At 67.7% G+C, this 24,523-nt stretch carries 21 protein-coding genes and 2 pseudogenes; 8 read left to right on the top strand and 15 right to left on the bottom strand.

What is annotated here, in order from left to right:
* Positions 1 to 29 precede the first annotated feature (29 nt).
* Both ACFOSH_RS35630 and serC read right to left on the bottom strand, forming a co-directional pair.
* On the bottom strand, positions 30 to 1,184 hold the full coding sequence (locus ACFOSH_RS35630; RefSeq protein ID WP_378244632.1) for an NAD(P)/FAD-dependent oxidoreductase: 1,155 nt from the start codon (positions 1,182 to 1,184) through the stop codon (positions 30 to 32).
* Positions 1,177 to 2,340 (bottom strand): phosphoserine transaminase, encoded by a 1,164-nt coding sequence (gene serC, locus ACFOSH_RS35635; RefSeq protein ID WP_378244634.1) that lies wholly within the window; start codon positions 2,338 to 2,340, stop codon positions 1,177 to 1,179. The genes ACFOSH_RS35630 and serC overlap by 8 nt, the downstream gene beginning before the upstream one ends.
* Positions 2,341 to 2,535: 195 nt before the next feature.
* Here serC and ACFOSH_RS35640 point away from each other — a divergent pair, with 195 nt between their 5' ends.
* Positions 2,536 to 3,870, top strand: a complete 1,335-nt coding sequence (locus ACFOSH_RS35640) for a UDP-glucose dehydrogenase family protein (protein WP_378244636.1) — start codon at positions 2,536 to 2,538, stop codon at positions 3,868 to 3,870.
* 317 nt (positions 3,871 to 4,187) lie between these two features.
* Here the strand turns inward: ACFOSH_RS35640 and ACFOSH_RS35645 are convergent, their stop codons facing one another.
* Positions 4,188 to 4,967 (bottom strand): hypothetical protein, encoded by a 780-nt coding sequence (locus tag ACFOSH_RS35645; RefSeq protein WP_378244638.1) that lies wholly within the window; start codon positions 4,965 to 4,967, stop codon positions 4,188 to 4,190.
* 75 nt (positions 4,968 to 5,042) lie between these two features.
* Complete coding sequence (locus ACFOSH_RS35650) at positions 5,043 to 6,638, bottom strand: hypothetical protein (RefSeq protein WP_378244640.1); 1,596 nt, start codon at positions 6,636 to 6,638, stop codon at positions 5,043 to 5,045.
* A 544-nt stretch (positions 6,639 to 7,182) separates the two neighbouring features.
* On the opposite strand from ACFOSH_RS35650, the gene ACFOSH_RS35655 reads away from it, so the two are divergent.
* The gene (locus tag ACFOSH_RS35655) at positions 7,183 to 7,986 is read left to right on the top strand and encodes an SDR family oxidoreductase (protein ID WP_378244642.1); all 804 of its coding nucleotides are present in this window, start codon (positions 7,183 to 7,185) and stop codon (positions 7,984 to 7,986) included.
* Between the two features lie 290 nt (positions 7,987 to 8,276).
* Complete coding sequence (locus tag ACFOSH_RS35660; RefSeq protein WP_378244644.1) at positions 8,277 to 8,978, top strand: hypothetical protein; 702 nt, start codon at positions 8,277 to 8,279, stop codon at positions 8,976 to 8,978.
* Positions 8,979 to 9,002: 24 nt separating this feature from the next.
* Here ACFOSH_RS35660 and ACFOSH_RS35665 read toward each other — a convergent pair whose 3' ends face one another.
* From ACFOSH_RS35665 to ACFOSH_RS35675, 3 genes and pseudogenes are all read right to left on the bottom strand, one after another.
* The gene (locus ACFOSH_RS35665) at positions 9,003 to 9,371 is read right to left on the bottom strand and encodes an MFS transporter (RefSeq protein WP_378244646.1); all 369 of its coding nucleotides are present in this window, start codon (positions 9,369 to 9,371) and stop codon (positions 9,003 to 9,005) included.
* A gap of 61 nt (positions 9,372 to 9,432) precedes the next feature.
* Positions 9,433 to 9,654 (bottom strand): annotated as a pseudogene (locus ACFOSH_RS35670) (sugar phosphate nucleotidyltransferase); the annotation flags it as partial.
* 370 nt (positions 9,655 to 10,024) lie between these two features.
* Positions 10,025 to 10,462, bottom strand: coding sequence for a GNAT family N-acetyltransferase (locus ACFOSH_RS35675; protein ID WP_378244648.1), 438 nt, complete (start codon positions 10,460 to 10,462; stop codon positions 10,025 to 10,027).
* Between the two features lie 299 nt (positions 10,463 to 10,761).
* On the opposite strand from ACFOSH_RS35675, the gene ACFOSH_RS35680 reads away from it, so the two are divergent.
* Positions 10,762 to 11,079, top strand: a complete 318-nt coding sequence (locus ACFOSH_RS35680) for a CPCC family cysteine-rich protein (RefSeq protein WP_378244799.1) — start codon at positions 10,762 to 10,764, stop codon at positions 11,077 to 11,079.
* Positions 11,080 to 11,333: 254 nt separating this feature from the next.
* Here the strand turns inward: ACFOSH_RS35680 and ACFOSH_RS35685 are convergent, their stop codons facing one another.
* On the bottom strand, positions 11,334 to 11,780 hold the full coding sequence (locus ACFOSH_RS35685) for a hypothetical protein (RefSeq protein ID WP_378244650.1): 447 nt from the start codon (positions 11,778 to 11,780) through the stop codon (positions 11,334 to 11,336).
* Positions 11,781 to 11,881: 101 nt separating this feature from the next.
* On the opposite strand from ACFOSH_RS35685, the gene ACFOSH_RS35690 reads away from it, so the two are divergent.
* Positions 11,882 to 14,032 carry a putative bifunctional diguanylate cyclase/phosphodiesterase gene (locus ACFOSH_RS35690; RefSeq protein ID WP_378244652.1) on the top strand — a complete coding sequence of 717 codons (2,151 nt, stop codon included), beginning with the start codon at positions 11,882 to 11,884 and terminating at the stop codon, positions 14,030 to 14,032.
* Positions 14,033 to 14,111: 79 nt separating this feature from the next.
* On the opposite strand, the gene ACFOSH_RS35695 is transcribed toward ACFOSH_RS35690, so the two are convergent.
* Positions 14,112 to 14,933 carry an SAM-dependent methyltransferase gene (locus ACFOSH_RS35695; RefSeq protein ID WP_378244654.1) on the bottom strand — a complete coding sequence of 274 codons (822 nt, stop codon included), beginning with the start codon at positions 14,931 to 14,933 and terminating at the stop codon, positions 14,112 to 14,114.
* Positions 14,934 to 15,090: 157 nt separating this feature from the next.
* Between ACFOSH_RS35695 and ACFOSH_RS35700 the strand changes: the two genes are divergently transcribed.
* Both ACFOSH_RS35700 and ACFOSH_RS35705 read left to right on the top strand, forming a co-directional pair.
* On the top strand, positions 15,091 to 16,416 hold the full coding sequence (locus tag ACFOSH_RS35700; RefSeq protein WP_378244656.1) for a cytochrome P450: 1,326 nt from the start codon (positions 15,091 to 15,093) through the stop codon (positions 16,414 to 16,416).
* Positions 16,417 to 16,453: 37 nt separating this feature from the next.
* Positions 16,454 to 17,515 carry an alpha/beta hydrolase gene (locus tag ACFOSH_RS35705; RefSeq protein WP_378244658.1) on the top strand — a complete coding sequence of 354 codons (1,062 nt, stop codon included), beginning with the start codon at positions 16,454 to 16,456 and terminating at the stop codon, positions 17,513 to 17,515.
* Between the two features lie 196 nt (positions 17,516 to 17,711).
* Here ACFOSH_RS35705 and ACFOSH_RS35710 read toward each other — a convergent pair whose 3' ends face one another.
* The 4 genes from ACFOSH_RS35710 to ACFOSH_RS35725 all read right to left on the bottom strand — a co-directional run bounded on the left by ACFOSH_RS35710 (position 17,712) and on the right by ACFOSH_RS35725 (position 21,595).
* Positions 17,712 to 18,131, bottom strand: coding sequence for a nuclear transport factor 2 family protein (locus ACFOSH_RS35710; protein WP_378244660.1), 420 nt, complete (start codon positions 18,129 to 18,131; stop codon positions 17,712 to 17,714).
* A gap of 319 nt (positions 18,132 to 18,450) precedes the next feature.
* Positions 18,451 to 19,176: an SDR family NAD(P)-dependent oxidoreductase gene (locus tag ACFOSH_RS35715; protein WP_378244662.1), complete on the bottom strand. Its 726-nt coding sequence runs from the start codon at positions 19,174 to 19,176 to the stop codon at positions 18,451 to 18,453.
* Positions 19,164 to 20,306, bottom strand: coding sequence for an ROK family protein (locus ACFOSH_RS35720; protein ID WP_378244664.1), 1,143 nt, complete (start codon positions 20,304 to 20,306; stop codon positions 19,164 to 19,166). Before ACFOSH_RS35720 ends, ACFOSH_RS35715 begins: the two co-directional genes overlap by 13 nt.
* A 2-nt stretch (positions 20,307 to 20,308) precedes the next feature.
* Positions 20,309 to 21,595: an MFS transporter gene (locus ACFOSH_RS35725; protein WP_378244666.1), complete on the bottom strand. Its 1,287-nt coding sequence runs from the start codon at positions 21,593 to 21,595 to the stop codon at positions 20,309 to 20,311.
* Between the two features lie 304 nt (positions 21,596 to 21,899).
* Here ACFOSH_RS35725 and ACFOSH_RS35730 point away from each other — a divergent pair, with 304 nt between their 5' ends.
* Positions 21,900 to 22,670 (top strand): NYN domain-containing protein, encoded by a 771-nt coding sequence (locus ACFOSH_RS35730; protein WP_378244668.1) that lies wholly within the window; start codon positions 21,900 to 21,902, stop codon positions 22,668 to 22,670.
* Positions 22,671 to 23,021: 351 nt separating this feature from the next.
* Here ACFOSH_RS35730 and ACFOSH_RS35735 read toward each other — a convergent pair.
* Both ACFOSH_RS35735 and ACFOSH_RS35740 read right to left on the bottom strand, forming a co-directional pair.
* Positions 23,022 to 23,708, bottom strand: a pseudogene (locus ACFOSH_RS35735) (MBL fold metallo-hydrolase); the annotation flags it as partial.
* Complete coding sequence (locus ACFOSH_RS35740) at positions 23,675 to 24,496, bottom strand: NmrA family NAD(P)-binding protein (RefSeq protein ID WP_378244670.1); 822 nt, start codon at positions 24,494 to 24,496, stop codon at positions 23,675 to 23,677. The pseudogene ACFOSH_RS35735 and the gene ACFOSH_RS35740, both read right to left, overlap by 34 nt.
* Between the last annotated feature and the right edge of the window lie 27 nt (positions 24,497 to 24,523).

The raw sequence follows: 24,523 nt of genomic DNA on the forward strand, positions 1-24,523 counted from the left end.
CTTCGTCGTGGATTTCCGGATCGGGAGACTCAGCGGTGCAGGCGAGCCAGTTGTCCCGGTGTGGCGCTCTCCTTGCTCTGGAACCGTTCCCGCGGTCCCAGCCCGAATTCGGGCAGCGGTTGCTCGCCGCCATCGATCAGGTCGGCGGTGTACTCGCCGAACGCGGGCCCGAACTTGAACGCGTGCCCGCCCCCTCCGGCCAGCCAGGCACCCTCCGAACCGGGCACCGGGGCGAGCAGGAAGTGCTGATCGGCGGTCAATTCGTACTGGCAGACGTGCCGGGACACCAGCGGCGCCTCCGCCAACGCCGGGAACCGGTGACCCAGCGCCCAGCGGGCTGCCTTCTCCGCCTCCGGATCGGGACGGCGGTCGGCCAGGTCGGGGTCGATGACCGGTGCGGCGCCGAGCGCGCCGCCGACCTTGAAACCGCTGTCGTCGACGTCTCCGGCCCCGTACGCACCGCCGTCGACCCACACCGGCAGGCCCGGCGTGCGCCACCGCGGTTCGACGCCGAAGTAGAAGACGTTCTGCCGGACGGACTCGATGTCCACCAGCCGCGGGAACCAGCGGCCCAGCCACGGGCCGCAGGCCCAGATCGTCCGGTCGGCGGGCAGCACCTCGCCGTCCACGACCGCCCGGCCCCGCGCGTCCGGCCGGGCGAGGGCGATGCGCAGCCGGGCGCCCGCCCGCAGTGTCCGGCGCATCAGGGTCAGGACGCCCAGCCGGGCTCGCAACACCCCACTGCTCGGCTCGTGCAGCACGAATTCGAGGTCGTCGCAGCGCACGTCGGGGAAGAAGTCGCGGGCCGCTTCGGGCGCCAGCCGCTCGACCGGGAGACCCAGCGCTTCGAGGCCGCGGGCGCTCTGTTCCTCGAATTCGGCCTCCCCTCGGGCGAACCACACGACGCCGACGTTGTGGAAGAGGTCGATTCCCTCCTCCGCCCCGATCTCCTGCCACAGTTCCCGGGCCCGCCAGGCGCGCCGGGTGTACCAGGCGTCGATGTCGCGGCCTCCGCCGTAGGACAGCCGCAGTACCCGGGAGGTGTCGTGGCTGGAACCCCGCACGTGTCCCGGCGTGTACTGCTCGACGACGGTGACCGACCATCCACGCTGGACCAGGCTGTGCGCGATGGACGCGCCGACGATCCCGGCACCGATCACCACCGCGGTGGGTGCGTCAGGCATTGGCTCTCCTTTCCCGCCCGGCGGCGTCGCCGAGCTGTGCGATGGCGTGGTCGATACAGGACAGGAGCGCTTCGGCGTCGGCGATGTCGATCGCCGGGAACATGCCGACGCGGATCTGGTTCCGGCCGAAGCTGCGATGGGGTTCCAGATCGAGGATTCCGTGCGCCCGCAGTCCGGCGACCATCGCCGCCGCGTCTACGTGCCCGGCGAACTCGACAGTCGCGACCACCGGCGAGCGCTGGGCCGGGTCGGCGACGAACGGCGCCGCGTAGGGCGAATCCTCGGCCCAGCCGTAGACCAGCTCAGCCGTCTTCGCCGCTTTGGCCGCGGCGGCGGCCAGCCCGCCGAGACCGAGCAGCCAGTCGATCTGCTCGGCGAACAGGAACAGCGACGCCACCGAAGGAGTGTTGAAAGTGAGGTCCCGCGCCGAATGGTCGAGGGCGGCGGGCAGGCTGAAGAACTCGGGGAGGTACCGACCGCTCGCCGCGATCTCCTCGGCGCGGGCCACCGCCGCCGGGGACATCAGCGCGATCCACAGTCCGCCGTCGGCGCCGAAGCACTTCTGTGGAGCGAAGTAGTAGACGTCGAACTCTTCCGGCCGCACGAGCATGCCGCCCGCGGCGCTGGTCCCGTCGACCAGCACCAGGCCCTCGGCGCCGGGCACCCGGCGGATCGGCATGGCCACGCCGGTCGAGGTCTCGTTCTGCGTGAGCGCGTAGGCGTCGACGTCCGGCTCCGCGCGCGGCTCCGGGTGGGTTCCGGGCAGGCTCTCGATCACCGAAGGCTCGGCGAGCCAGGGCGTGCCCCTGTCGACAGCGGTGAACCGGCCGGAGAACTCGCCGAAGGACAGGTGCTGGGCGCGGCTCCGGATGAGTCCGTGGGTGGCGATGTTCCAGAAGGCCGTGCCACCGCCGTTGCCGAGCACCACCCGGTAGTCCTCGGGCAGGGCGAACAGCTCCCGCAGCCCGGCGCGGACCCGGCCGATCAACGCGCGCACCGAGCCGCGCCGGTACGAGGTCCCCAGGAAATCCGCGCCACGCGAGGCGAGCGCGTCCAGTTGTTCGGGCCGCACTTTCGCCGGGCCGCAGCCGAATCTCCCGTCGGCGGGCAAGAGGCCGTCCGGAAGGCTGAAATCTGCTATTCGATCGTCGGGCACAGCACCGGATCGTAGAGCCTTCTCGCGACCGTTGACGTACCCCGGCGCTTCTCTGTGGGACATTTGTGGAACACCTGTAGAAATCGTGTGGAACCGCGAAAAAGGGTCGCCCATCGGCGGATTCCGGGTTGACCCCGGCAAGCGGGACGAAGCAATATCGGACCGGCAACCCAGGCCACCGAGGGGACACCAGTCATGCGAATAACCGTTCTCGGGACCGGCTATCTGGGTGCCACGCACGCGGCCTGCATGGCCGAAATGGGATTCGACGTCCTCGGCATGGACACCGATCCGGAGAAGATTTCCGCGCTCTCCACCGGAACACCCCCGTTCTACGAGCCGGGCCTCGAACGTCTCGTCCGCCGTCATCTGAAATCCGGCAGGCTCAGATTCACCTCCTCGTACAGCGATGTCGAAAAGTTCGCCGGCGACGCACTCACCCTGCATTTCCTCTGCGTCGGAACGCCGGAGAAGAAGACCGACAGGGCGGCGGATCTCCGTTTTCTCGAGGAGGCGATCGACCGGTTGGCCGTCGTCCTGCGCGGACCGAGCCTGGTGGTCGGGAAATCGACGGTCCCGGTCGGGACCGCCGAACGGCTCGCTCGCCGCCTGAGAGAAAACGCGCCCGCCGGCGCGCACGTCGAACTGGCCTGGAATCCGGAATTCCTGCGCGAGGGTTACGCCATCGGCGACACACTCGCCCCGGCGCGGCTCGTATTCGGCGTGAGTTCCCCCCGCGCCGAATCGCTGCTGCGCGAGGTGTACCGGATCCCGCTCGACCGCGGCGTGCCACTGGTGGTCACCGATCTGCCCACCGCGGAACTGGTCAAGGTGTCCGCCAACGCCTTCCTGGCCACCAAGATCTCGTTCATCAACGCCATGGCCGAGGTCTGCGAGAGCACCGGCGCCGACGTCACCCACCTGGCCCGCGCGCTCGCCCACGATCCGCGCATCGGCGGACAGTACCTGCTACCCGGCCTCGGTTTCGGCGGCGGCTGCCTGCCCAAGGACCTCCGGGCCTTCCAGGTCCGCGCCGGCGAACTCGGCGTCGGCCACACCTTGGGTTTCCTCCGCGAGGTCGACGCCGTCAACCTCCGCCGACGGCGCCGGATGGTCGACCTCACCCGCGAGCGATGCGGCGGTTCCTTCCGCGGCAAACGGGTGGCCGCCTGGGGTGCGGCGTTCAAACCCGGCTCGGACGACATCCGCGATTCACCCGCGCTCAGCGTCTCCGCGTCCATCCAACTTCAGGGTGCCGAGGTGACCGTGTACGACCCGAAGGCATCGGACAACGCGTACAAGAGCTTTCCGAACCTCACCTTCGCGAGTTCCGCGCTGGAGGCGGCGACCGGTGCCGACGTGCTCCTGCATCTCACCGAATGGCAGGAGTTCCGCGAACTCGACCCGGCGGTGGTCGGCGCCGTGGTCACCACGCGCCAGGTCATCGACGGGCGCAACACCCTGGACGCGCGGCGGTGGCACGAGGCGGGCTGGAGTTTTCACGCGCTCGGGCGTCCCGCCCGCCGATGATACGCCACGCTCGGATCGGTGACCCTGGCACGGGGTTGTGATATTCCAGCTGGGCGAGAAATTCCCGGAAGCCGGCGCAGCCGTAGACGGCCTCGTCGAACGCTGGATCCGGTGCCACCATTCTTCGACTGCCCCCGGCCGCTGTCGGGGCGACTACTGGGCTCTGCCTCATCGCGGCCACCAGCAACGCTTCGGCGCGAGCCGATCCCCCGGCTGCGCGGCCGAACCGGACGCGTTCGGCATGATTCCGCCGACGGGACGATCGATACGGCAAGTCGGCGGGGCGCCGGCACAGCGTCGTGCCGGTGGTGTGGGCGCTAGTTTTGCGTCACGGGCCACGCGGCGGCTGGGTGGCAGCGGGCTGGGCAGGCGAAGATGTAGGTCTCGTTGCCGAGGAACAGACCGTACTGGTCGGAGTTGAACGTGAAGTTCTGCGCCGGTCGGTGAAGGTGCTTGTCGAAACCGGTGTCCTCAGGTACTTGGCACACGAACGCCAACTGCGCGCCGCAGGGACAGGTGTAGTACTCGCGTTCCTTCGCCCAGCACGGGACACCGCCGACCTTGAACTCATCCACACCGTTGCCCCGCGCGGCGAACATCTCATCGGCGGGCCGGTCGTCCAGCAACGCGTCCCCGAGCGACCACACCGTGATCCGCTCGGTCGCCGGGTCGAGCTCCAGCGGTCGTGGCTGGAGATACGCGTCCGCGTCGCCGGACGGCTCTGTGTCGTCACGGTGGAGCATGATCCGCCAGAACGCGCCCTCGCTGTGGTAGCGCTGCGGCGGCCGGTCCCAGAACTGCTCCGGCAACCGCTCGGATCCGTCATCGGCACCGACCGCGTCGTTGTCCACCGGACAGTGGAAGACCAGCAGATGCTCCCCGCCGAACACGGCGACGTCGACCGGAATGTCGACCTGGAAGAACAACACCATCCGCTCGCCGCAGAAACACACCGGCCACGGCTCCCCCACCGGAAGAATCGGCCAGCCGCCGACCGAGTCGCGGGCACCGCGCTCAACCGTCCCGCTCCCCTGACGCACCAGGTACATCGGGATATCCGACTCGTGAACCACCGGCTGTTCCGGCAACGCGCTCATCCGCACACCCTAGCCGTCAGCTGATCTGTACCGAGCCGGTGAGGCATCCTGGCCTTGTCGTCACTGTCCTTGTCGTCACTGTGGTGTGCGCAGGTCGAGTATCGGGAATTCTTTGGCGACTCCTGTCGCGCGTGCGAAGACCGCTTGACCGGTTGCCCAGGATCGTGCCATGTCGTCGCCGAAGACACGGCTGAGGACAGGCCCGAGTCGCGGGGTGGTGTCGCTGATCCGGCTGAGGTCCTGGAGGAATCGCAGCCTCCTGGGCGGTTTCGGCAGCCGCGGTGAAGGCTGCATCTTGGCGCTTGCCTGCACGGACACGAACCCGAGATTGAGGCCCGCCGTCACCTGAACCTCGGGGTGTCCGGCCCGCCCGCCGGACGGCTGCCACTTCCGGACGGCGCTGCGCAGGTCGTCCAGCTTGCTTTCCAGCTCGCTCAAGGCGATGTCGCCTTGAGCCACCCGGAGGTGCAGCTCGGTGAACCACGATCGCAGGTCTCTCGCCTTCTTGCTTTCGCGAAGACTCAGCGCCGATTCGATGACGCCCCTGGCGGAGTCGACTTCGTGGAGGACAGCATTCAGGACGAACGGCAGCTCGATGTCGACGTGCAACCCCGTTGAGGCACCGCGGGCGGCGACGACCCGGTTGATCTCACGGGCGCGGCACGCGCGCAGGTACTCCAGGATCGACATCGTCTCCGTCTCACTGACGCCTCCGCTGTGCTTCTCGGCCGTCTCCTGGAGAAGGGCGAACGGGGCACGCAGCGGATGGGGGATGTAGGAGGCCGCCATCGAATCGGCCAGGTGCTGGTAGTAGAGAGTGGCGCAGACGGTGCGAAGCATGTCGCGTTCGGCGAACTTCTTTTCCACCAGATTCGAGCCCGCTACCGGGATGCCGAAGAACTCGTCCGCGCCCGCCTTGCTCCTGTCCTGCCTTTGCCGAGCCCACACTTCGGCCGCGATGAACGCCTCGGCGGCAGTGGTAGTCACTCTCAGGGTCCGAACGTATTTCTTCGAGGCGCGGATTTCGTTCTCCAGGACGCGGACGCGTTCCTTGAGCGCTTCGACACTTTCCTCGCCGACCGTCGTGGCCTCGCCGCCCATAGCGCGGGCAACCGGCCTGGCCGCGTCACGTTCGTCCCTGAGCAGATACAGCAGGTGCTCGAAGTCCACTGTTTCGTCCAGGTCCGGGAAGATCCCGCTATCGGAGTAGCCGGTCTCGAAGTAAGCGCTGGTGATGTCCAGGAACGTGCCGAGCGCTCCTTCGCGTGCCAGCTGGACGATGTAGTGGGTGAACAGTTCACTGTCCACGCACTCCCGTGCGACGACGGCGGCCGCTGCCACGGATTCCAGCCAGTCGCCGTCCTCCACCACGGACAGGACCGCGTTCAGACCGTCGAATTGCGGCGGAAAACTCAGGGGGTCCGCCATCGTCGTCTCTGGCCACAGTGCCCTGGGACGGAACCTTTGCACCGGGCGGGGCCGCGGGTACCACGACCGCAGCAGACCGCGGCCGGTGCCGATCTCGTCGAACAGCACGATGTTCTGCACCAGCTGACCGAGACACGCCAGATCCACACAACGGCGAAGGTCCTGATTCAGCTCATAGTCCCATTTGCCCGCGCCAGTGCGGTCCGCGAGCCCTGGTGCGTGGCGAAGATCCGGATCAAGCACACGTAAGGCACCTTGCAGGGTGAGATTGTCCATGACGATCACGGCGGCGACCTGTCCTCCCCGTCGGTGGCGTGCAGGCTACCGCAGGCTGTCCGTCGTACGGGTGCCGATCCAACCGCCGAAACCCGCCTCACCGAGGTCGGACGGTCCAACTGTCGACGTCGCTCCGCCGCACAGCCGTCGTTCTCAGCACCACGTTGACACTTATGCGCCGGCGCTCCAAACAAGGAAGGCTCTCACAGTACCTGTATCACCAGGGTCTCCCAGAAATCCAGGACGCCTGTCAATCTATTTGAGTCGACTCCCGGTTATCGGACCGAAAGGCAAAGTCGCCCTGGCCGGAATGATGTCCCCAGTGGCTGGGCAGGTCGCGAAAGCCACTTTCGCGACCTATCACATTTGCCTTTCGACTCAATAGACGGAGAAGACGTAATGAGTCCGCGGAAGGCACGCACGGCGACTTTAACCCCATCAGTTCGATTCAGCCGCACCGAACGCGCGACCGTGCCGGCACATGCTTCCACGACAGAAGGAACGAAGACCAATGACGGACAACCAGTTCACCACTCACTCAGACCTTTTCGATCTGAGTGGGAAGTACGCGCTTGTCACTGGCGGCACCAGGGGCATCGGGATGATGATCGCGCGCGGCCTTCTGCAGGCGGGCGCCCGCGTCGTCATCAGCTCACGCAAGGCGGACACGTGCGCGGAGGCACAGCGTCTACTGTCCGAATTCGGCGACGTCGAAGCAATCCCCGCCGACCTGTCCAGGTACGACGAATGTCAGCATCTCGCTGATCTGGTCAAGGCCGGCTCGGAACGTCTGGACATCCTCGTCAACAACGCGGGAGCGATGTGGCGCGAGCCTTTGGAGACGTTCCCCGCCGAGGCCTGGGACGCGGTGATCGACCTCAACCTCAAGTCGCCGTTCTGGCTGACGCAGGCGCTGCTGCCCGCGCTGCGCGGGGCGGGCACCGCCGATGATCCCGCGCGGATCATCAACATCGGCAGTATCGCCGCCATCCACGTCGCCGAGGCGCCCAACTACTCCTACGCCAGCAGTAAAGCGGCACTCCATCAACTCACCAGAGTGCTGGCGAGGGAACTGGGCCCACAGCACATCACGGTGAACGCGGTAGCCCCAGGAGTGTTCCCGTCGCAGATGATGGCGGCCACGATCGATGCCATCGGCGACACGATCGCGGCGAAGGCTCCTCTGCGCCGGCTCGGCCGCGACGACGACATGGCAGGTATCGCCGTGTTCCTCGCCAGCCGGGCCGGGTCATACCTCACGGGCACCATCATCCCGATCGACGGCGGCACCGCCACGACCGCATCGGGTACCTAGGCGTCGGCACCGTAGCAGCCACCCGGTGAGACAGAGCGTCGACGACCTGCCAGCGGAACCCGGAGAGGAAGATCTGGGTGAGCTATGAGAATCCGCGCTCGGTCCAGGACCGCTCGCCGTTCGTGAAGCGCCCTGACCGATCGTCTCGCGAAAGCCACTTTCAGGACATCTCTTGTCCCCGAAGTGGCTTTCGCGGCACTGCGAGATCACCCCACCGGCCGCTGTCGACCCGGCGAAGGACGGTGGCGCGGCGGGCGGATCCGCCCCAGACTGTCGCGGCGAGGCGAACCATGACCGACAACGACGAACTCGTGGAGGCGCTGCGGGCGGTGGGAATCCTCGAAGAGGTGCTCTCGCTCGACGCCGGAGTGCTGCACCGGCTGCTCGGTTCCCGGCGGCCGCGGGGCCGCGGTGTCCGGTCGGCCAAACCCCTTGACCGCTTTCACCGGGGGTGGGGCCACCCGGCCTTCCTGCGTCCGTTGCTGGACGAATTCCGCGACAGGCTGGAGAACCCGGTCCGCAAACTCGATCTGCGTGAGACGTTCCAGGTGACGGCGGACCGGTGCGCCCGGCGGATCGTGGTGCGGGAGCTGACCGAAGCCCGGCAGGATCGGACGCGCACGATGATCGTCGCGGCCAGGAGCCGGCCGGGTGTTCCGCCGCCGGTCGTGGTCGAGAGCGGCCACTGCCGTCCGGGCACGGTGCTCACCCTCGACGACGAGGGCTTCTCCCTGACGGAGCTGGTGCTGGACAGGACACTGAGGCGTGGCGAACGCCTGGCCGTCGGATTCGTGCAGGAGTATCCGCGGCCGATGGTCACCGGCTGCCACCACCGCAAGACGGCTGGTTACGTTCGGGGCGCTCGTTCCCATGCCGTGGCCCGTGGTCTGGACCGCGATCGGGATCCGGATGTCCCTCGCGAGCCGGACAGCCCGGGCCACGACGGTGGCCGGTCGGTGGTCAGTGACGCGCCATCTGCTGGGCTTCGTTGAGAGGCTGGCCGACGACGCGCGTGGTCACGAGCGCGGACCCCAGGTGAGCGAGGCCAGCCCGAACACGGTCAATCCGGTCAGGAAGACCGTCCGTCGCACGAACAGGTCGGACGCGCGACCGGCCAAGAGGAGCAGCCCACCGAAGGTCAGCAGGTATCCGTTGAGTACCCACTGCAGGCTGGTCCCGGAGAAGCCCAGGTCGGCCTGAATGGACGGCAGCGCGATGTTGACGATCGTGTCGTCGAGGACGCACCTGAACTGCGCCAGGCACAGCACGACCAGCACCAGCGTCCGGCCCCTCACCTGATCGCTCGATCGAGCGGGAGTCTCGCTGGGTTCGGGCTTGTCTGTGAGGACCACGGCGTCCGGACCACTTCTCTCGTTGGTGGTCATGACTCCCTCTGGGCTCGAAGTGCGGCTCCGATGTCGCCGCGATGTCATCGCCTGCCCGGAAGCGGGCCAGCACGCCGGGACGGCACTTGCCCCGGTCGAGGTAGTGCCGGTTCACGTCCGTGATCTCCAGCTCGCCGCGCGACGAGGGCGTGAGGTGCGCCGCGATGTCGACGACGTCGTTGTCGTAGAGGTAGAGCCCGGTCACCGCGACGTTCGAACGTGGCGCCGTCGGCTTCTCTTCCAAAGCGACCGGGTCGCCGTTGGCGTCGACCTCGACCACGCCGCATGCGACATTCGCACGACATCGCTCGTGAGATTGCGAAATTGGCCGTAGTCGTCGGGTAGGTTCTCACCGTCGATGACATGTCGATCTCGTGCGACCTGGGCGTTCTCCGTTGTCTCACGATGACGTCACACGATCAGTCTCAAACTCGTGGCATTTCCTCGGCTGGGGGTGAGCCTGGCGGCTGCGGCGACCGGGCAGCGTGGGTGCGTACAGCCGCCTGCCCGAAGGGTTCTCATCGCGGCAGAAGCGGGAGTTGTCGGTGTTTCGCTCGGCGGGGGCTGCGGGCAGTGGACCGGGTACCGTCGTTTGCGCCTGAGAGTTCTTCAAGGCGTGTCCCGCCGGTGGGATCGCCCGAGGGCCGCCGGCCTCAGGTGCCGTCGTCGAAACGGACGAAGGAGCGCAGCGTGCCGGGCCCGTAGTCGCGGATCTCGGTGTAGCCCAGGCTCTCGTAAAAGGCGCGTTGGCCCGGTTCGTCGTCGGTCAGCAGGACCTTCTGCCGGACCGTGCGATAGCGGTCCAGCACTGCCTTCACGAGAGCGCGGCCGATCCCGCGGCGTTGCTCGGCCGGGTGCACGAGCACGTCTTGCAGGTAGCAGATGGTCGCCCCGTCGGACAACGCGCGAGCGAGGCCGACCAGTCTCCCGCTCTGGCGCGCGGTCACTACGCAGGAAGCCCCGGCCACGCCTGCCTGCAGCAGGTCGGGCGAGTCGGTGTAGACCGACCAGCCCACCGCCTCGTAGAGCGCCAGCAGCTCGCCCACGGGTATGCCTGACTCCGGTCCGATCACGAGCTCGGCTTCGTCCACGCGACGATCCTGACACATCGGCCGCAGCCTGATCGCGCTCGACACGACAGCCAAACCGGGTCGGGTTGCCTGCCCGTTGTCCTTCAAACCCTGCCGGTCTGCCGAAATGCCGTCGCCTCTGTCCGCGACTCGGCATGTCCGTGCGTTCACCGGAGCGACCTGACCGGCACCTACGACTATGACGTGATCTTCGCGGTCGAACCAACTCGCTTTGAGTGGCCACGAACCAGCATCCTTGTCGCGTGTTCGATGATCGAACCGAAGAGGCCGGCACTTCACACCGGCCCAGGCGCTCCGTGGTGCGCGGGCCGGGCGATGATCCGACTCTGTCGGAGGCTGAGTTGATCGGCCGGCGAACCGCCTGGTTCAAGGTCTACACGAGACAGAGGAATGTCTTCGCCCCAACCGGCGGCGGGCCCTGCACCTGTCCCTGCTGCGGCCACACAACCCTCAGCGAGAGAGGCCGATACGAAATCTGCGAAGAATGTGGTTGGGAAGACGACGGGCAGGACGACCACGTCAGTGCCGCCGTCCGAGGCGGGCCGAACGGGCGTCTCAGCCTCGACGCCTCACGATCCACAACGTTCACGGAAACGGACGCACGCTCAGCTGCATGAGCGTCCGTGCACGTGCCGGCGTTGTTCAGTACGCCGGCCAACCTCGTATGGGTCGCGGTAGTGCGACCGCGAAATAACAGCGGCTTTCGACGTCCTCGAAGATCCTTTCGGGAGTCGCGATTCCCGGCGCTGAAACGATGGACGATCGGCGACAGTCGAAGACTGATGCTTTCGAAAAAAAGAACTCCCGGGCAACAAGGAAGCGATTCACCAACTTCGGGCCTGTCGGGAAATATTTTCCAGCAGACCGAGGTTCACTCCATCGGTTGATGCGCCGTCACACCGATGGACCAGCCACGAACTCGGCGGTAGTGAGTACGCTTTTTCCTCAAGGCGAACGAACTGCACGGTGACGGCACCACCACAAAGGACCAAGACCAGGCGCCTCCGGGAATCGGCACGACAAGGCCGGATGAGGCCCGGAAACGCGACTGCCCACTGGCGGTGCGCACAATTTCGGAGTCGATCGGTACGCCGCGGAGCAGACCGAGAAGATCATGCTCGGCATCCGGGAAATCGGGGCGACCGTCGCGGTCCGCTACCATGAGGTCGAGGTATTGTACGAGGACTTCACGCTGATCGAGCTGGGACAGTCGGCCGCGCATTGCGGCAGAACGGGGCAGAACGGGCGACATTTCGGAAATCCCCGAAATTGATTCGCATATCCACGGCGGCGTTGCCAAGACGATCCGCCAGGGCATCACCCCGTGGTGCGTCTGCCGTACCCTGGCCGATCTCGGACGAAAAGCGGAATCGGTGAAAGCGGCCGGTCGAGGACACGGAGATCAAGGGGTCGAGCGTCATGACCAGGCCACTACCTTCCGGTGAACAGGAGCGGCCCACCGGAACGCAGCCTCTGGCGTCGCGGCGGGAACGCGTCAAGGTCGCGCGAAAATGGGCCTATCTCGTCAGTAGCACCACCTACCTGCCCTTGTCGCACGACCGGATCGAACGAGAGTTGCTCGGCCTGCTCGATCGGTTGCTCGAGGCGGTGGCCGGGGACCGGCCCGCCATCGAGAGCGCGGCGGAGGTCGGCGCCGAACTCGTCCGGATGCGCTGTGTCGGCAAGACGAGCCTGCAGTGCACGGTGGACGTGCTCGCCGCAGCCTTACTGGCGCCGGCGGATTCACGCTCCGCCGATCGGTTACCGGAGCACGTCGCCAGGTTGCTCGGTGCGCTGGCGTCCGGTTACGTGGAGGCGATCCGTTCCGCGACCGTCGAGCAGCGGGGCACGAGTGACCAGGCGTTGCTCAACGCGGTCCGGGAGTCGCAGCGTGAGTGGCGGGCCAGCGAGGCCCAGCTGGACGAGATCTTCCTCGGTTCGCCGAGTGGGATCGCGGTCACCGGGCCCGATGGGCGACTCGTCCGCACGAATCCCGCCCTGCACCGGATACTGGACCGAGAGTCGAGCGAGGTCGCGGGCCGCATCCTGGTCGAGTTCGTGCACGAGGCCGATCGGCCGCTACTGCTGGACGGCTACCGCGATCTCCAGGACGGCAAGATCGACCGGCTGCGATCGCGCCCGCGCTTCGTCACCAAGGACGGCGACCTGTTTCAGGCCACGCTGACCGCTTCGCTTTTGCGCGGTTCGCACGGCTACGTCACGATCGTGGCCGACGACGCGGAGCTGACGCTCCTGCAGAACCAGCTTCGACACCAGTTGTTGCATGACATGCTCACCGGACTGCCGAACCGGCAGTTCTTCAGCTCGCACCTTGAGCATGTGCTGCACCAGCCGAATCCGGCGACGCTGTACCACGTGGATCTCGACGGGTTCTCGTTGGTCACCGATGGTCTCGGCAGGAGTGCGGGAGACAGACTGCTGCGGATCGCCGCGGACCGGCTCAGGTCCGTGGTGGCGGGCGAGAACGCGATGGTAGCGCGGTTCGAGAGTGACAAGTTCGGCATTCTGATGGAGAACTCGGCGAGCACGCCGGACGTCCTCACGATGATCGAGCGGATCAACGAGACGCTGTCGGAACCGGTCTATATCGATGAGAAGGGCCTGGCGGTGACCGCGTGTTTCGGTGTGGTCGAAGACCTTCCCCGCAACGTCGAACCAGCCGAGTTGTTGCGTTCGGCGGACCTGGCGATGCGGCGGGCCAAGAGCAAGGGGCCCGGCCGGTGGGAACGGTACGACCCGGTATGGGACGTCCAAGCCAGGGAGGCCATCGGCCTGGTGGCCACCATGCCCGGCGCCTGGGAGAACGGCGAGCTGGGCATCGGCTACGAGCCACTGGTATGTCTGGCCGACGGCGAGATCTTCGGGGCCGCGGCGCAGTTGAGGTGGGAACATCCCGAGCTGGGGCTGCTGCCGAGGGAACGGTATCTCGAACTCGCCGAGCGCACCGCACTGATCGGCGCGCTCGGCGAGTGGCTGGTCCAGCGTGGCTGGACGGACAAGGCCGCGGGCGGCGGCGCGGACATGCCGCTGCTGGTACCACTGACACCGAACCAGCTGGCCGATCCTCGGCTTGCCGGGACGATCCGGGGAGTTCTCGACAGCGCCGCGCAGACCGCTGACCGGTTGTGGCTCGGCCTGCCGGCCGGGGCACTGCTCGTAGCCGGGCATGAGCTTGTCGACAACGCGCGCGTGCTCGCCGCCCTGGGGATCGGAGTGGTACTGCTCGACTTCGGCGTGACGCCAGGCGAGCTGGCGTTGGTTGAAGACCTCCCGGTACGCGCCGTACGCCTCGACTCTCGTCTCGTGTGGCGTGCCGTCGATGAAGACTCGATCGCCGTCGCCGGGGCGAGGACGATGATCGCACTGGTTCGCCAGGCCGGGATCACTGTGCTCGCCGGTGATCTCGAAACCAGCGCGCAGGCACGGTGGTGGCAGCGAGCGGGCGTCGAGCTGGGAATGGGCCCGCTGTTCACCGGCGACGAGGGACCGGTGACCGACATCGGCTCCCTCATCGGCGGTGGACGGGCCGGTCCGGTTCAAGGCCGGTGAGTCTCACTGTCCTGAGTGGACAGTAACTTCAGGCCAACGGCCGTTCGGGTAGTGTTGTGGGCCGCTCCGGCGTCCCGCTTCAGGGTTTGCGTGCTACTCCGGCGTAGAGGACTTGGTTCAGTGTCGGGTCTTCGGCGATGTCGCCGGGCCCGGCAGGGCGCCAGGTGCCGCACCCGACCAGGCCGGGTTCGAGCAGTTCGAGGTCGCCGAACATGGTGAGCACCTCGTCGTACGGGCGTGACGTGACCTGGTCACCGCCCTTTGTCGCGATCCTGAGTGCTTCCCGAACCTGGTAGGGCTGGTAGTCCTCGGTGATGTGCGTGATCGCCAGGTAGCTTTCGGGAGCCATCGCGTCGATGTAGTGGCGCATGAGGCCAGCCGGGTCGGATTCGTCCTGGATCCAGTGCAGCATGCACAGGAACAGCATGCCGATCGGCTCGTCGGGATTCAGCTGCCGACGCAGCTGAGGATCGCCGAGGATCCGTGAGGGGTCACGGGCGTCGGCCTTGAGCGCGGTGGCGTGGTCGTTGCCGGCGAGAATCAGTTCGCTGTGCGCGACCGCGACGGGATCGTGGTCCACATACACCACCCGGCATTCCGGGTTTGCGTCCTGCGCGATTTCGTGCACGTTGCCGACGGTCGGCACGCCCGAACCGATATCGAGGAACTGGCGGACGCCCTGGTCGATCATGAACCGGACAGCCCGTCGGAGGAACGCGCGGTTGAGCCTCGCCACACCCCGGGCGTAGGGCACGACTTGCTCGGCCCGCGTGGCGGCCTCGCGATCGACGGCGAAGTTGTGGCCACCGCCCAGCATGTAGTCGTACATCCGGGCGGCGCTGGGCACCGTTTCGTCGGTGCCCGGCGGGACCCAGTCCGGCAGTCGCGTCAGTGTCAACACCCCGATCCCATCGTTTTTCCTCGGAGAGTCATCGAGCTTACTCAGCCCGGCATGATGATCGGGTCGCGGCTGCGCATTCACCTGATCGCGTGCTGTGGGCTGCCGCCGAATGGCGCTAGCGTGTCCTCTTCCCTTCCACGTCGGCGATGGAGTGCGGATGCCTGTACCGGTTGCGCCCGGTCGATGGCCGTTGATCGGACACACTCCGGCGATGCTGCGGCGTCGCTTCGGATTCACGTCGTCGTTGCACGCGCACGGAGACGTGGTACGGGTCTACCTCGGCCCGATGGAAACGTATTTCCTGACCAGTCCGGAATTGACGCACCAGGTGCTGGTCACCGACGGGAGCGATTTCCGCAAGGGCGCGATGTTCGAGAAGTTCCGCCCGTTCGTCGGCAACGGACTCGCTCTTTCCGACGGTGCACTTCACCTACGGCAGCGCCGGTTGATGCAACCCGCTTTCCACCACGCCACCATCGCGGGATACGCCGGGATCATGACGAGAGCGGCCGCCGATCTGGTCAGACCGTGGAGGCCGGACGAGGTGCGCGAGGTGGACCACGACATGCAGGCACTCGCGGTCGCCATCGTCGGCGAGGCGCTCTTCTCCACCGAACTGGGCAAGACCGCGATCGAAGAGGCCCGCAGGTCGATCCCGGTCATCCTCAAGTACGGCATGATCCGCCTGCTCTCGCCGGCGTTTGTCGAGAAGCTCCCCATTCCGGCCAACCGGCGGTTCGACAGCGCCGTCGACCGCATGCGCACGATCGTGGAGGAGCTCATCGACAACTGGCGTGCCGAGCAGGCCGATCAGAGCGACCTGCTGTCCATGCTGCTACTGGCCAGGGACCCCGACACCGGTGAGGGGATGACCGACGAGCAGGTGCGCGACGAGGTCATCACCCTGCTCACCGCGGGAATCGAGACCAGCGCGCTCGCGCTGTCCTGGCTGTTCCACGAAATCGCCCGGCACCCCGAGGTCGAGCAGAAGCTCCACGACGAGATCGACGAGGTGCTCGGCGGCCGAGAGGCCGCCGCCGAGGACGTGCCACGGCTGGTCTACACGCGGCAGGTCATCAACGAGGTCCTGCGGATGTATCCACTGTGGATCCTGATGCGCCGGGTCGCCGCGGAGGTCGATCTCGGCGGTGTGCGCCTGTCACCGGGCACCGAGGTGATCATCAGCCCGCACGCCATGCATTTCGATCCGAGGTTCCACGACCACCCCGATCGTTTCGACCCGGACCGCTGGGCGGGCGAGCGGGCCATGGATCTGCCCCGCGGCGCCTACATCCCGTTCGGAGCGGGTGCCCACCAGTGCATCGGGAACTCCTTTGCCATGACCGAGATCGCGATCGTCGTGGCCACGATCACGGCGCGATGGCGGCTGGTTCCCGTCCCTGGCGAGCCGGTCCGGGTGAAGTACACGACCACCGCGTACCCGAGCCGGCTGCCGATGACGGTCGTCCCGCGCTTCCGATAATCGTCGAAACACGCTATTTCAGTGGAGGTTTGTTTTCATGCATTGGCGTCATGGCAGAGTGAAGCGTCATTCTCTGCGCCGTGCCGGGGCGGTGACGTTCGCCATCTTGCTGGCCGGGTCACTGCTGACCCCCGCGCAGGCTCAGGCCGATACGGCGTCCTGCCAGGACGTGACCATCCCCGTGCAACTGGCCGGGCTGCTTCCCCAGATCGTGCACGGAAGACTGTGCGAACCATCGCGAGGCGCACGAACCGTTCAGGTGCTGGTCCCAGGCGCCACCTACAACAGTGTGTACTGGGACCCCGCACTCACCCCGGAAACCCATTCGTTCCGGCTCGCGATGAACAACGCCGGCTACGCCACCCTTGCCATCGACCGGCTCGGCACCGGCGCCGCCTCCAAACCGCCCGGCGCACTGCTGACCGCGTTCACCGAAGCCAACGTGGTACACCAGGTGATCCAGGCGATCCGGCACGGCGACCTCGGCTCGCAGTTCGACAAGGTGATTCTCGGCGGCCACTCGCTCGGCTCCGCCATCACCGTGCTTGAAGCAGGCACCTACCACGACGTGGACGGCGTGCTGATCACCGGACTGGCACACCACATCAATCCGCCCGGCGCGCTGATCGTTCTCGGCTCGTTCATCCCCGTCGCGCTCGACCCGGTGATGTCGCAGCGGGGGCTCGACCCCACCTACCTGACCACCCAGCCAGGCACCAGATACGCGGCATTCCACTCACCCGGGCTCGACGTCCCCGAAATGACCGCCTACGACGAGGCCACCAAGGACGTCGTCGCCCCCGGCGAACTGCTCGACGCGGCCGCCCTCACCACGGTGCTCCCCTACACCTGGCAGATCACAGTGCCGGTGCTGGTCGTGCTCGGCGGCGGGGACGGCGGTCTCTGTGGCCCGCTCGCGACCGACTGCACCTCCTCGGCCGGTCTGCTCCGGTCCGAGGCGCCGTACTACTCCGCAGCGGCACAACTGCGGACCTACGTACTGCCCGGCTACGGCCATTCGATCAACTACGCACCCAACGCACCCGACTACCACCAAGCCGTCACACAATGGGCCGACACCATGGACCTGTCTCAGTGACAACGTGCTCGGCCCGGTACCGGCCACGCCGGCATCCCATGCAAACCAACCGGCGGCACGACCGGACGCCGGTCACACCAAAGGTGCGCTCATCGGCATGTGCGCGCGTCTCTCCGAACGCGCGACCTGCGGCATGAGAGCGCGTTACCGGTCGCGGCCCGGCAGGCGAGAAGTCGCCGGCTCAACCACGGCCAGGTCATCGGGCAGTCCCCGAGCGCAGTGAGTCGAGCAGCTCGGGCAGTGTCCCGGCCGCCGTAGCGTTGGCCAGCGGGCTCCAGTAGTCCCGGAAGTGGGTGATCAAACCGTCCTGGACGATGATCACCACGATGTAATCCATCCGATAGGGCTCTCCGGTGTGCACCGACTGCCCGTCCGCGTGGTACTCCACGACAACGGTGTCCGGCAGTTGCGTGCGGTGCACGGTGATCGGGGGCACCTCTCGCAGGTCATATACCTCTGGGAAGCCGGCCAGGTAGTCGCGGATCTCTTTCCGTCCGGTCAGCCGGCGCGGCGAGGCCCCGGCGGCGAACGGGAATTCGGCGGTGCCGTCTTCCGCCCACAAGTCGGCGACGGCGTCGGTGTCCTTGGCCAGCATCAGATCCAGCAGTCGGCGCATCGTTTCCTCGGGAGTGCGCGGCATGGTGTCTGGGCTTGACCGGAAGTCGAAGCTAACTTTCCGGAGGTCGCGGAACCGATCACTTGGGTGCGGCCGCAGGGGACACCGATGGTGCGGATCACTTTGAGCGGCAGGACAATCGTCGATGGCGCGGTACCGGTATTCCGCGCACCTCACCGTATTCGTCATGGATGTCAAGGAATTCGACGATCGATGCCGCCGATCTCGACCCCGCGCTCCGGAAAGGTGACAGCCGCGTCATTCGCGCGCAGCGAACCTGTTCTCCAAGAACGTCCTCATCGGCTGAGATCGCGAGACATCACGATGCCGGCGGCTCGGGCAGCGCGGCGGTCATCGCGCCGTCCACGGTGACGGTCTCACCGGACACGAACCTGGCCTGGTCGCCGAGGAGGAAGGCGATCACGCGCGCGATGTCGTCCGGCCCGGCGAGCTCGCCGAGTGGCTGCAGGCCGGTCAGCGCGTCGCGGGTGGCCGCGTCCTGCCAGCGGTGCGCGTTACGCGGCACCCTGACGAACCCCGGCCGGACGACGTTGCACCGCAGCCCGCGCGGTCCGAGTTCCACGGCGGCGGCGCGGCCGAGCGCTTCCAGCGCGGCCTTGGCCATCGCGTACGGTGCCTGCCCGCCCCAGGCCAGGCCCGCGTGGATCGAACTGACCAGCACCGCGGCGCACGGCCTTCCCCCGGCACGGGCGACCAGCTGCTGCAACGGCTCCAGCGCGGACACCGCGCCGACGTCCAGCACCCTGCGCAGCGCGTCCGTCGTCTGTTCGGTGAAAGGGGCGCGATGCTCGCTCAGCAGGCAATGCACCAGACCGGTCACGCTGCCGAGGGTGTCGAACGCGGCGCCGACCACGGCTGGATCGGTCGCGTCGCCTTGGATCCACGACACGTCGGCGTGTTCCGGCGGCGATGGCGCGATGTCCACCACCGCCACCTGTCGCCCCTCCGCCAGCAGCGCGCTCACCACGGCCGAGCCGATACCGCCCGCGCCGCCGAGCACCACCACCCCGCTCACGCGACCCATCCGGCCGTCCCCTTGGTGAAGAAGGCGCGCACGACGAGTCCCGCCGCGGCGGCGACCAAGGGATTGCCTCGGGACCGTGGCCGGACCAGCGCCTGTGGCGGAGTCGTCTCGACGCGGTCGCGCACCGCTTCGAGCCATCGGTCCGAGGGCGCGCCGCTACCGCCGAGGATGATCATGTCCGGCCGCATCAGGTCGTACACCGTGTCGGCCACCAGAGCCACCTGGGCGCTGCGCGCGTCGAGAAGCCCGCTCGCGACCGTGTCCGTGTCCGCCAGGCGGATCAGGTCCGTCAGCGAGGTCACCGCGAGCCCGGCGTTTCGAGCCGCGGCGAGCAGCGCTACGTCCGTCCCGCGCTCGCCGAAGCGCGCGTGACCGCCATCGGTAAGGCCGGGCACCAGAAGGCGGCCGAAGCCGCCCTGGATGATGCCGTTCGAGCTCGCATCCGCCGGCCGGCTGAGGAACCCTGTCTCCGCGACGTTGCCGACGAAGAGGTATGACACGTTGTGCTGTCCCAGTCCAGCGCCGAAGGTGAGCTCGGCGCCCAGCAGGGCACACACGTTGCCGTCGACCACGACGTCGAGCCCGGTCCGCTCCCGCAACGGGTCGGCGACCCGGACGTCGGTCCAGCCCAGCACGTCGTTGCGCACGACCCGACCGGTCTCGCGGTCGACTTCACCGCCGGCGGTCACCCCGATGCCCAGTACCGGGCCCGGCGCGGAACCCGCCATCTCCGCCGCCAGGTCCGCGGCTTGCCGCAGTGTGGCGACACTGTCCGCCGGATCGCGGTTCTCGGCACGCGTCCTGACGCAGTGACCGGCCAGGTCGATCAGTCCGGCCGTGGTTCGTTCGAGGCCGAGGTGCACGCCGACCGCGTACCGGCTGGACGAGTCGAGTTCCACCGGCACCCGGGGCCTGCCGACCCCGGCCGATTGCTCGGCGAGTTCACGGACGACGCCGGCGGACAGCAACGGCTCGATGATCCTGCTGACGCTGCCGTGGTTGAGGGACAACTCCTTCGCGATGTCGCCGCGCGCCAGCGGACCGCGCTGGACGAGCAACTGGAGCACGGCGGCCGTGTTGGCCTGCCGGGCCTGACGCGGCCGGGTCCCGCTGAGGCCTGGGTTGTTCATCTTCACACCGGCTTCCCGGACTCGACGCCATTGGTCTCCTCGAGCTCGACACCGGTGGTGGCCAGCCACGGCGACACCAGCACGATCACCGCGCTGACCAGGAACGCGCAGGCGTACCACGCGACGATCGTGATGCCGTGCTTCTGCGCCAGCATGGGCGCCAGGAACACGTTGAGCGCGATCGCGAGCCGGGTCACGCACTGGGCGATACCGGATCCGAGCCCCCGCAACGAAGTCGGGAACGCTTCGGTGCTCCACACCCAGGACAACACGCCCGGGCCGAGCCACGTAAGCATGGCGTACACGACCCAGAAGGCGACCAGGCCCACGCCTGCCCGCTCGCCGGTGAACGCGATGCCCACCCCGGCGGCGAACACGCCGAGGCACGTCCACACGCCCAGCCGGCGTCGGTCGACCCGGTCGATGATCGCGGCGCCCGCCACGACGGCGGCCAAGCCCACCACGAAACCGAGCAGGGAGAAGTACAGGGTGTTGGAGACCCCGATGCCGGTACTGCTGATGATCAATGGCCCCGCGACGGTCGCCACCGCGCCACCGAAGGCCTGGATGGCGAAGAACGCCGTGACCGTCGCCAGCCGTCGCCACGCACCGCCGGACACCAGCATCCGGTAGCTGCGCTTCTCCGAAACCTCCCGTTTCGGCGGGTCCAGCCCGAGCGCGTCGTAGATCCGCTGTGCTTCCTCCCCGCGACCGCGCGCACTCAGCCACCGGGGCGACTCCGGCAGGAACTGCCTCGCCACCAGCACCGCGGCCGCGGGCAACGCGGCCAGGCCGAACAGCCACCGCCAGGTCTCGTTTCCGAACAACGGCTGGAGCGCCAGCGCGAGCAGCACCGACGTGATGGCGCCGGACAGCCACATCATGTTGGGCAAGCTGCCCGCGATCCGGCCTCGACGGGCTTTGGGCGCGATCTCGGTGAGGAACGCGTGCGAGGTCGGGATGTCCATGCCCACCGCGACACCGAGCACGAATCTGACCGCGACCAGTTGCCACACGTCCTGGACGAACGCGGCGGCGAGGGACGCCACCACGAAGACCACCAGGTTGACCATGAAGATCACCCGGCGGCCGAATCGGTCGGCGAGGTCACCGAAGACCACCAGACCGAGCGCCGTACCCACGAACGCCGTCGCGGTCACCAGCCCGACCTGGAACGCGGTGAGGTGGAACGACGGCTTGAGGAACAGGACGGCGGCGCCGATGACGAGCAGGTCGTAGCCGTCGATGAACTCGCCGAACGCGACCAGCCTGCCGGTCCAGTTCCGCACGAATCGAGCCCGTCCCGGTGACATCGACGGAGGGCTCGCAATGCCCGGCACCATCAGTGTTCCTCCCCACCGCGCTTTTTGTGCGACAAACACCAAACTACGGTCCACGCCGGCTCCCCTGCCCGGATCCGGCGCTCTTGGGGACGATCGGCCAGCCGGGGTGGACCGATCAGGCAACCGCCTCGCCGGAGCTCAGGCAGCCAACGGCAGAAGACGATGCCCGGACCGTGCGATGCCGGGGCGGATGATGCATGATCTCGGCTGACACCAGGGTCCGACGACTTACCGGAGGGTGAGCTGATCCATGGCCGGCGAGAACACAGTCAGACTCGCGGTACTGATCGACGCGGACAACGCGCGACCCTCGATCACCGAAGGGTTGCTGGCCGAGGTCGCCAAGTACGGCACCGCGCACGTCAAACGCGCCTACGGCGACTGGACCGGCACCAACCTCAAAGGCTGGAAAGACCACCTGCTCGCCCAGTCGATCCAGCCCATCCAGCAGTTCGCCTACACCACCGGCAAGAACGCCACCGACGCCGCGATGGTCATCGACGCGATGGACCTGCTCTACTCCGGCCGCTTCGACGGATTCTGCATCGTCTCCAGCGACAGCGACTTCACCAGGCTCGCCGCGCGCCTGCGTGAGTCCGGCCTCACCGTCTACGGCTTCGGCGAGCGGAAAACACCCCAGCCCTTCGTCGCGGCCTGCGACAAATTCATCTACATCGAGAACCTCACCTATCCCCAAAACCCCACCGCGCCGGCAGAAGCGGAGCCAAAACCAACGACCGTTACGGCAGCCGCGCAACTGAAGGCCGACACAGCGCTGGTGAACCAGTTGCGCAACGCCGTCGAGGCAGCCTCCGACGACGACGGCTGGGCCGCACTCGCCGCGGTGGGCAGCATCATCACCAAACAACGCCCGGACTTCGACCCGCGCAGCTACGGCTACTCCAAGCTCAGCGGCCTGATCACCGCGACCACCCTGTTCGAACAGGACCGCCGCAGTCCCGGCGACGGTAAATCGGCGATCATCTACATCCGCGACAAGCGACGTCGATCCGCCGAGTAGCCCACGCGTCTTCCCTGCCCGCCCGACGCGTCGCGACCCTCCCCTCGGCCGGCTCCTAGGTGTAGTGACCTGAGAGGTTGGGTACGCGGCTGGCGGGTGGTTGGCCGCCGAGTGCGGTGTGGCCGCGGTGATGTTGACGTCCATCAGGGTCGGCAGGGACGCCACACTCGGGTAGTTCGGGTACTTCGCCGCCACCTTGGCCTTGACGTCCGACGACTCCTCGGCCGTGACCGCCGCACCGCCCGGTGAGTCCACGGCGGCGGCCGGCGCCACGAACGCACGGAAGTCGCGGATGTACCGCTCCTGCTTGTCGATCAGGTCGAGGGAGCCTGGTGCGCCGTGCCCCGGATACAGCGTCCGCGCCCGGGGAAAGCGGCTACGCAGCCGGTCGAGGTCGGACAGCCAGCCACAGGTGTGCTCCTCCAGCAACGCCGGCGTCATGTGGTTCGCCACGATGTCCCCGGGGAACAGCGTGTGGCGGGACGGCTCGTAGAACACCGTCTCCGCGTCCGTCTCCCCTGGGCCGAACTCCGCGGTCGCCAACCGCAGGCCGCCGATCGTGATCGGCTGGTTCGGCCGGAGCACGTGATCCGGCACGGTCATCTCGCCTGGGCCCGGGTAGTCGCCGCCGCCGGACTGCCTGGTCAGCTCGTAGAGGCCCTTCGAGTCGGTCTCGATCTCGTGAATGGCCCCGGCCGACGCGTACATCGGAGCGTGCGGGAAAGCCTTGTGCAGCACACCAAGTCCGCCGACATGGTCCGGATGCGCGTGCGTGATCAGGATCCCGGCCACCGGACGGTGCACGGCACGGATCTCGCCGACCGTCTTGCGTGCCTCGGACAGTGTGCGGCCCGCGTCGACCAGGATCAGGCCGCGTGGCGCGGAGATCCAGAGCACGTTGACCGAGCCGGGATTCGGCGACGCGTGCCGCCCGACCGAAAGCGAGGCGGCCGACGCCGGTGTGGCGACCAGTACCAGCAGCAGAAGCGTGACGATCACCTTTTTCACCGGAACCGCCCCGCGTTGGCCCGGGCCCACTCCGCGAAGGTCCGCGGCGGACGGCCGGTCACTTCGAGAACCGTCGGGAAGAGCGTTGCCTCGTCGAGCTTTCCGTCCGAGTAGAAGCTGAAGAACGCGTCGACGTACTGCTCCGGCATCTGCGTGAGCATCTCCGCGCGGGCCTCGTCGTCGGGCTGCGCCTCGTACCGGATCTCTCGGCCGAGCGCCTCGGCCAGGATCCGCACCCGCTCCTCCGGCCGCAGCGCCTCCGGGCCGGTCACCGGGTATTCGCGGCCCTCGTGGTCCGCTGACACGAGCGCCTTCGCCACGACGGCCGCGATGTCCGCCGGGTCGATCACCGCCGACGGCACGTCCGGCCACGGTGCCCGCACCACACCGGACTTCACCTGGGGAGCCCACTGCAGCGCGTTGGTCATGAACATCCGCGGCCGCACCATCGTCCACCCCAGGCCGGACGCCCGCAGCTTGTCCTCGGTCTCGATCATGTATCCGGCGACCGCGTTGGACCGGTCGCCGGTCTCGGCCGAGCCGCCGGACAGCAGCACGACGCGCCGCACACCGGCTCGCGAAGCCTCACCGAAGATATCCGGCGAGTAGCCGCTGAGCAGGAACAACGCGGTGGCCCCCTCGAATGCTGGCCGCAGCGTCGCCGGGTCGGTCAGGTCGCCCGCCACGGCCGTGGCACCGGCCGGCACCGTCGCGGTCGCCGGATCCCTGGTCAGGGCCCGCACCGGCTGACCGGCCTCGGCCAGCAGGCGGACCACTTCCCGCCCGACGTTCCCGGTCGCCCCAGCAACGACAATCATGGTATTCACTCCCCAGTGATGTTAGGG

Source organism: Amycolatopsis speibonae, from assembly GCF_042647925.1.
Lineage (GTDB): Bacteria > Actinomycetota > Actinomycetes > Mycobacteriales > Pseudonocardiaceae > Amycolatopsis > Amycolatopsis speibonae.